The sequence below is a fragment of the Enterococcus sp. DIV1298c genome (assembly GCF_017316315.1).
Taxonomy (GTDB): Bacteria; Bacillota; Bacilli; order Lactobacillales; family Enterococcaceae; genus Enterococcus_B; species Enterococcus_B mangumiae.
The window spans coordinates 22,776-35,777 of sequence record NZ_JAFLWG010000060.1 but is presented as its reverse complement, the minus strand read 5'-3'; the positions used below and the strand labels follow the sequence as shown (position 1 = coordinate 35,777).

At 37.4% G+C, this 13,002-nt stretch carries 11 protein-coding genes and 1 riboswitch; of the genes, 1 reads left to right on the top strand and 10 read right to left on the bottom strand.

Features of this window, described 5'->3' with window-relative positions; genetic code table 11:
* Positions 1-50 precede the first annotated feature (50 nt).
* The 6 genes from JZO83_RS12960 to JZO83_RS12935 all read right to left on the bottom strand — a co-directional run bounded on the left by JZO83_RS12960 (position 51) and on the right by JZO83_RS12935 (position 6,582).
* Entirely contained in the window at positions 51-827 is a 777-nt protein-coding gene (locus tag JZO83_RS12960; protein ID WP_207116014.1) for an ABC transporter ATP-binding protein, read from the bottom strand.
* Positions 828-840: 13 nt separating this feature from the next.
* Entirely contained in the window at positions 841-1,365 is a 525-nt protein-coding gene (locus JZO83_RS12955; RefSeq protein WP_207116013.1) for an ATP:cob(I)alamin adenosyltransferase, read from the bottom strand.
* Positions 1,366-1,378: 13 nt separating this feature from the next.
* On the bottom strand, positions 1,379-2,377 hold the full coding sequence (locus JZO83_RS12950) for an iron ABC transporter permease (protein ID WP_207116016.1): 999 nt from the start codon (positions 2,375-2,377) through the stop codon (positions 1,379-1,381).
* A complete protein-coding gene (locus JZO83_RS12945) occupies positions 2,370-3,338 on the bottom strand; it encodes an ABC transporter substrate-binding protein (RefSeq protein WP_207116017.1) in 969 nt (322 codons plus the stop codon). Before JZO83_RS12945 ends, JZO83_RS12950 begins: the two co-directional genes overlap by 8 nt.
* A gap of 188 nt (positions 3,339-3,526) precedes the next feature.
* A riboswitch (cobalamin riboswitch) is annotated at positions 3,527-3,687 on the bottom strand.
* 442 nt (positions 3,688-4,129) lie between these two features.
* Positions 4,130-5,023: a hypothetical protein gene (locus tag JZO83_RS12940; protein WP_207116012.1), complete on the bottom strand. Its 894-nt coding sequence runs from the start codon at positions 5,021-5,023 to the stop codon at positions 4,130-4,132.
* Positions 5,020-6,582 (bottom strand): hypothetical protein, encoded by a 1,563-nt coding sequence (locus JZO83_RS12935; RefSeq protein WP_207116011.1) that lies wholly within the window; start codon positions 6,580-6,582, stop codon positions 5,020-5,022. The genes JZO83_RS12940 and JZO83_RS12935 overlap by 4 nt, the downstream gene beginning before the upstream one ends.
* A 462-nt stretch (positions 6,583-7,044) precedes the next feature.
* On the opposite strand from JZO83_RS12935, the gene JZO83_RS12930 reads away from it, so the two are divergent.
* Complete coding sequence (locus tag JZO83_RS12930; protein WP_207116010.1) at positions 7,045-7,680, top strand: VanZ family protein; 636 nt, start codon at positions 7,045-7,047, stop codon at positions 7,678-7,680.
* 87 nt (positions 7,681-7,767) lie between these two features.
* On the opposite strand, the gene JZO83_RS12925 is transcribed toward JZO83_RS12930, so the two are convergent.
* The 4 genes from JZO83_RS12925 to yqeK all read right to left on the bottom strand — a co-directional run bounded on the left by JZO83_RS12925 (position 7,768) and on the right by yqeK (position 12,856).
* Entirely contained in the window at positions 7,768-9,180 is a 1,413-nt protein-coding gene (locus JZO83_RS12925) for a family 1 glycosylhydrolase (protein WP_207116009.1), read from the bottom strand.
* Positions 9,181-9,191: 11 nt separating this feature from the next.
* Positions 9,192-11,027 (bottom strand): beta-glucoside-specific PTS transporter subunit IIABC, encoded by a 1,836-nt coding sequence (locus JZO83_RS12920; RefSeq protein ID WP_207116008.1) that lies wholly within the window; start codon positions 11,025-11,027, stop codon positions 9,192-9,194.
* The gene (locus JZO83_RS14535; protein ID WP_207116007.1) at positions 11,017-11,868 is read right to left on the bottom strand and encodes a PRD domain-containing protein; all 852 of its coding nucleotides are present in this window, start codon (positions 11,866-11,868) and stop codon (positions 11,017-11,019) included. Before JZO83_RS14535 ends, JZO83_RS12920 begins: the two co-directional genes overlap by 11 nt.
* A gap of 349 nt (positions 11,869-12,217) precedes the next feature.
* On the bottom strand, positions 12,218-12,856 hold the full coding sequence (yqeK, locus tag JZO83_RS12910) for a bis(5'-nucleosyl)-tetraphosphatase (symmetrical) YqeK (RefSeq protein ID WP_207116015.1): 639 nt from the start codon (positions 12,854-12,856) through the stop codon (positions 12,218-12,220).
* Positions 12,857-13,002 lie beyond the last annotated feature (146 nt).

The following is a 13,002-nucleotide window of genomic DNA, read 5'->3' as shown; positions in this document are numbered from 1 at the left end:
CTTATTGACAAAGAGCCAGTTTTTTTACATATCAACTTTTGTACTTTTCCTTACCCTTCCCCCAACTTCTCCCAAATCTCACTCTGCTCCTGAAAATGCTTCACTAGATCCACATCAAAGATATCTTTGAGTAGTTTCCTTGAAGCTGTTTCCAGAAATGGGCCTTGCTTGATGATTTGGCCTGCTTTCATGAATAGGACTTGATCACTTAATGACAGGGCTAAGCGGATGTCGTGGAAGACTCCAATGATTGTTTTGTCTTGGTTCTTGCCCCAGTCTTTTAAATAGCCGATGAGTTCGAGTTGGTGTTTGATATCTAGATGATTATTGGGTTCATCTAATAATAGGATATCTGGGTCTTGTGCTAATACTTTGGCAAGGAAGACGCGTTGCTTTTGGCCACCAGAAAGTTGGTTGACTGGGTGGTCTTTCAATTCTAACAGATTGGTTAGTTCCAGACATTCCATGACTTTTTCTCGGTCTTCTGCTGTCGTGACTGACCATAGTCCTTGTTTGATGTGCGTATAACGCCCCATCATGACGGTTTCATAGACGGTGTAATCAAAGGCAATGGTTGAAAACTGGCTGAGTAAGGCGACTTTGCGTGCAGCTTCTTTGCGTTTCATTGTACGGACTTCTTTTCCATCGATCGTGATTGATCCTTCGTAGGAAAGAATGCCCGCAATTGATTTCAATACGGTCGTCTTGCCATAGCCATTAGGTCCTAGGATACATAGGTTCTCACCTTTTTTCAGCTCAAAGGAGACTTCTTTGATGATTTTTACTGAGCCATAGCCAGCTGTGACTTGCGATAGCTTCAAGGTCATCACTTTTCCTCCTTTAGCGGTAATTTCTGCTGACAAAAGGAATTTCTGTTACCTCGTCTTCTCGGTTGAATTTCATCGCAATCATGAAGAAATAACCAGACAATAAATTAAAGAAGTCTAGCAAACCTGAATCGACTTTTTTGCCTTGATAAAGATGGCGGTACAACAAACGAACGATTACTTTACAATCGACACGTAAGATATGTGCTAATGCGCCTCGTTCGCTTCCTTGAGGTAAGAAGAATGGTCCGCTTTGGTTTGTTCTTTCTGCATTCAATTCATCGACACGACTCTTTAACCAGGCGATTTCTTCTTGTGTGATCGTCATTTTTGTACGCACGCATGCATTGGCATGGTAAACGAATTCACCGATTTTCTCTAACTCCTCGTAAAAAGGAGAGTTTGCACATTTTGCGCGCAACAAGCCGATTTCTGACGATAAGCGATCGGTGTGTAATTCATAATCACATCGTAAATCATCTGCATCGTCTGCTAAAAATGGATAAGCCTCATATGGGCTGCGATAAATATCTTTCATAGTTGTAAAACACTCACTTTCGTTTGAAATAAACATAGGCAAAAAATGGCGCACCGATCAATGCGGTGACAGCGCCGATCGGGATTTCTTGGGGAGATAATAGCGTTCGAGAAATCGTATCACCGACGACCATCATACTACCACCTAACAGTGCTGCTCCTGGAATGACCCAGCGATGACTGGCCCCGAAATAGCGGCGGATGACGTGAGGGGCAATCAAGTCAACAAATCCGATCACGCCGACAAATGAAACCGCACTTCCTGCAAGCAATGCTGCAAGCACCATGACCCATAACTTGATCGTTCGGACATCTACACCAGAAATCATTGCTTCTTCTTCACCTAAAGATAACACATCTAAGCTACTAGCAGAAAACCATAGAGCGAGAGTCCCGATCAGTAAAATGGGTAAAAAGATTTGGATTTTTGCCCAAGTACTTCCTGAAAAGCTACCCATTTGCCAGAAGACTAATTGCTGTAAATGGTCTTTGAATAATGCCGTGACGATCGTTAACATCGCGCCCACAAATAAGGTCATGACCATTCCCACTAAAATAACTGTTTGGTTCGATAATTGCTGATCCAATCTTTGACTCATCATCAAGACAATAAAAACAGTTGCTAAACCAAAAATAAAGCCTGTCAGAGGTAATGTAAAATTCGGGAACAACGGTAAAGTGATCCCTGAGACAATGATCAACGCAGCGCCAAGTGATGCCCCTGATGACACACCTAGCGTATAGGCAGAAGCCAATGGATTGCCTAAAAGGGATTGCATGACTGTTCCACTTACAGCCAACGCAGCACCTACAAGAAACGCCAAAACCACTCTCGGCAGGCGAACCTGCCAAAGAATGGTGACGATCGTTGCATCTAGCTGTTTGTCTCCTTTTGAAAATAATGCTTGGATCAAGATATCAAAAGGAATGGATACACTTCCGATTTTGATCCCAAAGAATACTACGATGATACTTAAGACAACTGCTATCAGCAACCGACTTTGTTTATTCATTTTCCAACGATTTGTATTCATCAGGGTAGATTGCTAAAGCCATTTCTTTTAGGGCTTTTGTCATATGATGGTTAGGTAAAGAACTCGCAGCGTTATCGATGTAGTATACCGCTTCATTTTTCACCGCTGGCACGTCTTTCCAACTTTCACGATCTAAGATTTCTTGCACTGCATCATCCAAGTAATTCACGTTTGTCAAAATCACGTCTGGCTTGCTAGCAATCGCCGCTTCTTCTGTTACTGGAATCCAGCTTTCTTGATCTGCAAATACATTTTCTGCACCGACAAGTTCAATCATTTCATTCAAGTAAACGCCTTTACCAAAGCTATAAATTTCAGGTAATGCACTGATTTCAAATAATACTTTTTTCTTATCTGTAATCGTTTCGCCAATTTCTTTGATCTCATCGATCTCTTTGTTCATTGTATCGACTAATTCTTGTCCTTTTTCATGCTCTTTTAAAGTGTCAGCGATAAATTGGACATCCAAAGCAATATCTTCAATGGTATTACTAGTTGGAATATTTACGACAGTAATTCCTGCATCTTTTACTTGTGACCAAACGTTTTCAGAGCCATGTAGACTAATATCTGAAACATAGATCACTTGTGGGTTCAACGAAATCAATGTTTCTGCATCCACAGCCATCATATCGATTTGTGGCAACTCATCGATATCTTTCGTCATTGCTGGGCTTTGTGTGTCAACAGCTACTAATTGATCTTTACGTCCTAGATCATCGATCACTTGTGTTACTGAAGGTACTAGAGAAACCATCTTATCTACTTCTTCTGGAATCTCGATTTCTTCGCCACCACGATCTTTTGTTGGTAGAGCAACTTCTGAAGCTGTTGTTGTTTCTGCTGTTCCGCTTGTTTGATCATTATTATTTGAACAAGCACTTAAACCAAAGACTACGCTCAATCCCAACACAGCAACTAATTTCGATAATTTTTTCATCATCTATTCCCACTTTCCTTGACTCATTTTTACTTTTCCCAGTGATCACTTTGTTTACGATAGCCCTTTCATTTCCATACCCTTATCAAGCAAACTCTTTTAAAAGTAATAAAAAACTGCCTTTCCTTTTACAGGAGAAGACAGTTTGATCCATCGCACAACAAAACGCTTGATCTTTCTCCTACAAAAGAACATCATTGCCGTTAGACCGGTCTCCTGACTTGGCTTCTTTTTACTCCCAACCCTTCCAGAATGCTCTGTGGTCATGTTGGTTTCATCCCCCTTACAGTAGGTAGGTCTGTAGAGGACTTTCACCTCTTTCCCTGACATCTAATCGGCTATTTATTTTTAAATTTACTTTTATTCAATCATTTATCTTTTGGAAAATTTTAGCTATACCAACAAAAGTATCTCCGCCAATACTTTAACATATGGGTTTCATAAAAGATATACGAAAATCAAGCGAAAAGAGCTACAAAACACCTTACTTTCAACAAAAATATATTATTTTCTGTTTTTTAAAATGGCATTCATTTATATTATAAAAAACTGATGACACTGTAACATTCGTTGATTTATCTAACGTTTTTTATTTTAATAAAACAAAGCTCTTGATAGGCATTCCTATCATGTAAGTGTAAGGTAAAAGGACAAGAATTTGTTAAAAAACATGCAAAAATTTCATATGTTATTCATTAGAATAAGAAAAGATTTATCAGATTAAGGCTATTCATTTTAATATTCAAGCCAAAATTTATATTTAGATAGACGTTGATACCAAAAATTTTAGGCTAGTTCTTCTCTTTTATTTCTTTGGCTGTTCCTTTGATATGCTTGTTGAAATATTTCTCTCCATACCATTCTAATTGCCCTTTCCCTTCCCACTCACGATACTCTTCTTGAAACTTATTTTTATAGTATCCATACAATAAATACGGAAAGGAAATATGCACCTCTGCTGCAGTAAAACTGATATTTACAATCATCCACATTATTACGGTACTTGAAATAGTAGTAATATCCGAGGAATCATTTAGTCCACTAGGAAAAATAAAATTTAAAAGTAGTATTATGGCCCAAAAGATTCCACCAAGTTTATAGCTAAAGGTGATTATTCTTTCAATAAATTTTGAAAATTGATTTTTTGACTCGTGGTTACCGAATAATTGTTTAGCAAGACCATACAATTTTTTCTCAAAAATGATATAACCACTTAAAATCTGAAACAAAATTAAAATAAGTATGCCAAAAATCGTAAGTGGTTCGATAAAGAATGTAATGAAGAACAAATTTATGCTTAGCATCAGCCAAATCATGTAGATGTTTAAATTAATAAAAATAAAGTAAAATCTCGTTCCATCATTCATCTTAGTGATCATAAAAATACTAATTATTGAAAATATCAACAAACCAAACCAAAAAATAGGTATTGAAACAAAATTAACTTTTGGTTCCTTAAATAATTGATGTAACACTTCATTTTCCATCCAAGAATTAATTAAGTAGTAAAATCCGTAGATAAGTAAAATCATAAGTATATAAATAATTAATTGAAATAGAGGATGAAGGTTTCTTTTCTCTTGCTCTTGTATCTTAATACCAGCATACAAATCTTTAACAAAACGATCATCTTCTAAATGTAAACTTTCCTCAAAAGTAGCTGAAAAAAATCTTTTGATATTCATTGTCCTACTCCTCTATAACTAGGTATATATACAGAATTCAGTTTTTTACCAAAAGGTTTTCCAGAAGCACTAACATTCCAGTTTATACTTCTTAACTTAAAATTATCCAACTCTAATTTATTGTTACTTTTTTTATTATCTTCTTTTTGATAAACTGAATTCTTCCATTTATCATATCTGTCGGGCCATATTGACTGTACAATTGAATTTCCTAAACCAAAAAGCCCTCCAACAACACAGCCTACAAAAGCGCCAGTAGCATTACCTGCTCCTGGTACAATAGTCCCCACAACCCCACCGATTTTAGCGCCTATAGTCATCCCCTCCAACGGTCCTATACTTTTAACCATATCAATCCCTCCGCCCTTTACTGCTTTTCCTACACTACCTGTTTTTCCATACTCATTTACTGCACTTGAAACAAATGTCACACCTAATTGTGCATAAGTAGCTACTTGGCCTGCCGTTCCTATTCCTTTGGCGATACCCCATTTTTTAGCTCCTTGTATCAAATGGGAGTTCTTCAAGCCTTCGCTGACGTAGGTTTTTACGGGCGAGGTAAACTTAGTAAAATTTTGATAGGCCTTACCTATCGTATCGATTTTAGGAATCCATTTTCCTTGAGCAACAGTTTTACCTAACATTTCGTATTTTGTAAGAAAACTAAATAATCTAGTTTTCATACCCGAAGGTAGATAATTGGTAAGCATCCAAAATTCATCGTTGGATGCCAGCTTGTTTACTAATGCATCAGGATAATTTCTGAGCAACATTTCAAGTCGTTTGATTGCATGGGTTTTCCCTTCTTTTAGAGGTTGAACTAATTTTTCAATTTCCGCATACAGTTCTAAGAAGGCATTAGTTGAAGATTCTTCCAGCAATGTCTGTCCGTTTGGTTTGTACTTCTCGAACCAACTTCCATCCACCCCTTTCGGCAATGTATAACTTCCATCTGCCTTTACGGTAGTTTGATTCAGGACTAAGACACTTTGCATGGCGAGTTTTAATTCCAGTAGACTGTTGTTGAACAGTCCACTGGTTTGAGAGTTAAAGGCATTGAGTTTTTGCTGTTTGCGTTGCAACTTGTAGATGTCTTCTTGTAGGCTGTCTGACATTCTCATCAGGTTGCGATGGAAGTCGGTCAGCATTTCTGTGATGCCTGGTAAGATGCTTATATTAGCGATGTGTCTGATCGTCTGCGCATGGTTTTCAATCGATTGTTTAGCAAATGATTTAGCACGAATCTGTCCGCTTAAATTCTCTTCGTCCAAGTATCCTTCACTAGAAACGATTTGATGCGCGGCGGAGTAAAGATTCAGATCTGATTGAATTCCTTGTACCGCATTGTTTACCCGATTGACTGTAGGAATGATCAATTCAGAAAACAGTCCTTTACCGGCTTGATAAGCTGCTCCGGAGAGTGTTTTTCCGTCAACTGCTTGAACAATTTGTTGGCTACCTGTTCGTAGTTGGTCGATCGTTGTACGAGCAAGTGATAAATTAGTGGTCATATTACTTATTAAGTTAGAAGATTCGGTGGCTGAATAGATTAATCCCATAATTTTTGTCCTTTCAATTAGATAAGTGATGGCTGTCTATTATTAATGTAATACTTGATAGTATTTTCTCTCTGTACTTCTATTTATTTACCCCCATCTACTTCATTCATTATTACTATACGTAATTTTTTCCTATTTAAATTAAAATCGTTTGGATAAGAATCATCTACGTCGTATACGAACACTTTCAGTCTTATACGCACACAAAAACAGCCCTAATATACTGGAATTCAATAAGTATCTAGGGCTATATTTTGCTATTTAATCATTTTTTATCAATCGTTTCTACGTATCATAATTATCATTTAGTACCAACTCGCTTCATCTTGTATCATTTACCAGTTTATCAGCACGCTCATATCACTCCTAAAATAAGTCTACAGGCTGATGGCTAGCGTCTCCTTCTCTGAGATGATTATACAGACTAAATAATCATTCACTTAAGGAAAGAAGGCGAAAAAGATGATACAACAAATCGGATTCTGGGAATCTATCGTAGATATCTTGACTTTAAAACCTGTATTCTTGGTAGGACTATTAATTTTGGCAAGTTTTTTATTTTGGTTCACCAGAAAAAACAAAGGTTCTTTTAAATTGGTAAGCATTCTATCAGCACTTCTATTATTTTATTATATGAGTATCACATTCTTCAACGTATTCGGTGTTCCTACGCTTTATGGATTAAACAGGATCTGTGGGTTCGGCGAAAATATTTTCAATCCGAATATCAATCTTGTTCCTTTCATCGATGGAATAAATACAGGATATCTTCTCAATATTATTTGTTTTATACCAATCGGATTTTTATGTCCGTTAATTAGTCCCACGTATAGAAAATTCAGTTATTCTCTTTTATTTGGCTTTTGCACTTCTTTATTGATTGAACTGAGTCAACTGTTTACGGTAGCTAGAGCAACAGATATCGATGATTTAACTTCAAATGTACTAGGGATGATTTTAGGTTATTGCCTAATTCAAGTAATTTTAAAAATGTTCAACCATTCGTCAAATAAAATCCTTGATAAAACGACTGATTTTTCATGGTCAATACCTGTATTCGTCGTTTTTATCGCTTTTATTAATACATTTTTTAGTTAATGCTTAATACCTTAGAAGCAACATCTCTATAAAAAAGATAAGAGCCCCAAAAATTATTCTTCCAATTTTTGGGGCTCTTTCTATTTATCATTCTGTTCCGTTTGTTTCAATCACTCTTTTATACCAGTCAAACGATTTCTTTTTGTATCTGTTGCCGGTGCCTTTTCCTTCATCATCCAAGTCAACATAGATAAATCCATACCGTTTTGACATTTCGCCGGTAGAAGCGCTAACTAGGTCGATTGGTCCCCAAGAGAGATAACCGAGACATTCGACATAATCTTCGGTGATTGCTTTTTTCATTTCAGAAATATGGAGGTTGAGATAATCGATCCGATAGTCATCATTAACAATATTTCCTGGCTCTAATACGTCTTCAGCACCTAGCCCGTTTTCAGTGATCATTAGCGGCAATTGGTATCTTCTGTACAACCAGTTCATCGTATAACGTAAGCCAACGGAGTCAATGGCCCAGCCCCAGTCTGACAGTTCGAGATATTGATTTTGGATGCCACCAAAGAATGCTTCGTTCTCTTTTTGTTCATTCGGAGTGACACTGGACATATAATAATTCAAGCCAATATAGTCGATCGTTCCTTGTTGGAAATATTTCGCATCCGTTTCATGTTGTTCGATCACGATACCTTGTGCTGAAAACTCTTTTAATTTGTATTGTGGAAATTTGCCACGACACATTACATCCATTTGATACAATTCTTTTTCATTTTCCAACAAGTTGTTTAACATCGTTTCTGGTTTACACGTTTCTGGATATTGCGGATTGATACCAAAGACACACCCAATTTTGAATTCGGGATTGATTTGATGTCCCAGCTTAACGACTTTTGCACTAGCAAGTGCCGTATTGTAAGCAATTTGTGCGATTGCTTGTTTTGGATTTTCAAGTTCTTCAAACTTAAGACCAGAAATGTAGTACGTAAAAAATTCCGCAGCTTTTGAGTTCGGGTCCAAATGATTGATTTCATTGAATGTTGCCCAATATGTCACTTTGCCGTTCAGACGTTCAAACAGTGTTTTAGCATACTTTTCAAATAAAGCAACTAGTTTGCGACTCGTCCAACCTTGGTATTTTTCGATCAAGTTAGCTGGTAATTCAAAATGAAAGAATGTGATGATCGGTTCAATACCATGTGCAAGTAAAGTGTCTACTACATTTTCATAAAAGTTCAAGCCTTGTTCATTTGGTTCAGGATCATCACCGTTCGGAAAAATCCGTGTCCAATCGATTGAGATTCTTAGTGCTGTAAATCCCATTTCCGCAAATAGTTGAATATCTTCTTTGTAACGGTGATAAAAATCAATCCCCGTATGAGAAGGATAAATGAATCCTTCTTCCAGTTCTTTGTGGATTTCTCGTGGTGTGTCACGAGTTCCTTTCGTCACGAGATCCATATTGGAAATTCCTTTTCCACCTTGATCCCATCCACCTTCGCTTTGATGGGCTGCGATACTACCGCCCCATAAAAAATCTGTTCTCATCCTTTTGCCTCCTAAATAATCACTGCTAACACTTGATTCGTACTTTCATCAGCCAACGGTACGACATCTAAAAAGTCTGCGCTATTCGTGACAACGACCATCACTGTTGGATCAAAACCAACTGCTTGGATGGCAGAAAAATCAACTGTTGCCAACACATCGCCAGTCTTTACCTGATCGCCGACTTTTACATAACTAGTAAATCCTTTCCCTTCAAGGTTTACTGTATCGACGCCCACATGGATCAATACTTCTACTCCATCTTCTGTCTTGATTCCATACGCATGTTTTGTGGGGAAAACTACGGTGACTTCTCCTGCGATCGGTGCAAAAATTTCGCCATTTTCTTCATCTGGAATCACTGCAAAACCTTTACCTAAAGCGCCTGAAGCAAACGCACTATCTGAAACTTGACTCAACTGGATGACCTCACCTGAACTAACATTTTCCAGTGCGATTTGACCAGCTTTCGTCAGGGATTTTTCTTTTTCAGTTGCTTTATCTTCTTGTGGCATCCCTAGCCCATAAGCAACAGCTCCAGCTAGAAGAAATGCTGTGACACATGAAATGATCATCCAAACAAAGTTTGCTGTTCCACCAATCAAGAAAGCGGGCAATCCTGCTAACCCCCAAGCCATGGTCCACGCTTTGACACCGGCTAATCCTGCAATCAAACCGCCAATTCCACCACCAACAATCACAGCGATAAACGGACGGCGATATTTCAAGAAAACACCAAAAATAGCTGGTTCTGTGATTCCCATGACCGCTGAAAAACCAATCGTTCCAAATGTCGCTTTTTCTTTCTCTTTTTTCGTCTTCAAGAAATAACCAATCATCGCTCCAGCAACGGCAATATCCGAAATGGTGGCAGCTCCAGTAATCACAGGGTCATAGCCTAGTTCCGCAAAGAAAGTCAATCCGATCGGGAATAAGAAATTCGCAGCACCTAAGACGATCAAGAACGGTTGGAAAGCTGCATAAAGCATCACAACGATCCAATAGCCGATATTTTCAGACAACAATGTGAACACCCAAGAAATCCCTGAACCGATCCACATACCGACCGGCCCAAAAACGGTCAAGAGAACGGGCAATACGATCATCAAGGAAACAGCGGGAACAAAAAACAGCTGAATCGCTTTCGGCACTACTTTTTCTAACTGAGTAGTCACAAATTTCAACAAGGCGATTGCTAATAAAATCGGGATGAATGTATGGGAATAATCAATCACAGGTAATTGATAGCCAAACAAACTTAACCCTTCCGCACCAGTAATATTTGAAGACATCACAGTTGTGGCTAAAACAGTTGCGACATACGGATTGACATTCAATCTTCTAGCTGATGAAAAAGCAAAAAAGATCGGTAAGAACGTAAAAATCGACGTTTGTAATGTCTGGAAAATTTGATATGTTGGACTTTCCGCCGAAACGATGCCCGTCAAAGAAAGCAAACTCAAAATCCCAGCAATCATCCCTGCCGCAATCAACACTTCGATAATTGAAGTCATTGATTCAGAAACGACCGACAACACTGCTGTTGGAATTTTCTTCCATGATAATTTTTCTTTCTCAGGAGTATCCTCACTTCCACTCCCTAAGCCTGCTAATGACATAAATTCATTGTAGACTTCCGTAACATGCGTACCGATAATGACCTGATACGCTACATCATTAGATACAACGTCAATCACGCCGTCTAGTTCTTTGATTTCTTCTGTTTTTGCTAAGTCGCGATTATTTAATGTCAAACGTAAACGTGTGACACAATGGGCAGCAGCTACAATATTTTCTTTTCCGCCAACCAATTCAATGATTGCTTTATTTAATTTTTCATATTTCATCTGTTTTTCCAATCCTTTCTGTTAGTCGATTGATGTGCATCATCAAATACGTTTCTTCATTCATGGAAATATCTGCTTTAAACTGGTGCTTGATATAGATTTTGATTTTTTGGACTGCTTTGAACGCTTCTGGATATAACTGACTGATTTGTTGATACAATAAAGAGATATTTCCTTCTGACTGTGCCAATTCACTTTTGATGATCCGCTGGATAAAGTATTGTAAATGTGTTGAGAACCGCATAAAATTTGTCGAAGATTCATCGATTTTAAATGTGTAGTGTTTTTCAATAATAGAGACAATATCACTCAATGTCTGCATCTCCAGTAACCGGTCAGATTTCTTATTGTCCCAAAAGTTGATGAAATGCAAAGCGATAGAAGCCGCTTCATCACTTGGAATACTGAGATTTTTTTCTTTCTCGATCATCTGGAGACTCTCCAGTGCGAGCTCAAAATGACGAGGATAAAACCTGCGAATATCCCAAATCAATGGACTTGCAATAAACTGATTCTTTTCAGCTCGTTCTAAAAGAAACTCTAAATGATCCAGTAATGTTAGTGTTAAGTAATCACTCACTTTGATGCCAAGTTTTCTCTCTGCATTTTCAATGATCCGACTAATCAAAAGAATGTCATTTGAATCAGACTTTGAAAGCAAGTAACTAAAATGCTCCAACATTTCATAAGAATCCAAAATATACATTTTTTCGATCTCATCTTCTGAAACCTGTTGGCCTTTTTTCTTACGAAAGCCGATGCCCTTGGAAACAATAAAGACCTCATGTCCGCCCTTTTTGATCAATGCCACATTGTTGTTGATTATCTGTATTATTTTCACTTGCCCTATTCTCCTTTCCTAAAAAAAAGAACTCAAAAAAGATTTAAGGGCCGCTGCCTTAAAATCTTTTTTGAGTTCTGCCTGCATTGCAGTAACATACTCGCATTTAATACTGCCGCGTATTAAATGGGTTCTTCTTTTTATTGATGATATATAATTAATAATAAATGTGTTTCGCAGAAATGTCAACGCTTTCTTTACTGGTACATAACAAAAAGGAATGATTATCAGCCAATTTTTTCTATTACACCATTGGTTGTTTCACCCATCTATTATTTGATTTATTTCATTAAAACAACTGCAGCAAGTCCTCATCTATAAGAACTTTCGTCGGGATCTTACTCTTTTTTTATGCCAACGTATCGCTCCATTTCCTGCACATCGTACTTCTTTGGCTCCAATCCTCCACTTTACTAACTTTCTTGGATAATGTCTCATGTGCTTCTTTTAGCCATGGATGAACAACTTTGACACCTTGATCCAATATATATTCAATATAATACAAAGCAGCACTTTCTAAAGAATCTTCAAGTGCTAACATCAAACCGTCTAGATATGGAGGAATGCCTTTTTGATCCCAACTTATTTTATCTGCCACGAACACAACTAAGTCTAGTTGAGAATACTTTCCTTTTAAAGTTGTATGACATTCAATTGCCGATAATATCTCGTTGTCAGTGATTTTAAAAATCTTTTCTGCCATTCTTTTTGAAATCTTCTGGTGAATGATCATTGGAAATATCAGCTCTTCTTGATTTAGTTCTATCCCCATTTCTTTTGCTATGGTAATTCTACGATCGTTTGGATAGATTGCGGATACATCGTGTAAATAACCCGCTATTTTGGCTTTTTCGCTATTGATATTGTAATTTACAGCAAGTTTCTCCGCACAGTCTCCGACTGCTATACAATGTTTATATGTTTCTATATGGTCATATCCCTCAAGAAAACGATAAACATCATCTTTTAATGCCAAACTATTTACCATTGTCATTTATTCCTCCATTTATTTTCTATATGTATTTTTCAAATAAACTATTCACTACTTTTAGTTTTTAAATCAACCATTAAAAGCAAGCACCACCTCTAAATAATAACATACTCCCTGCTTACTTTACCTTATAGGAAAATAGT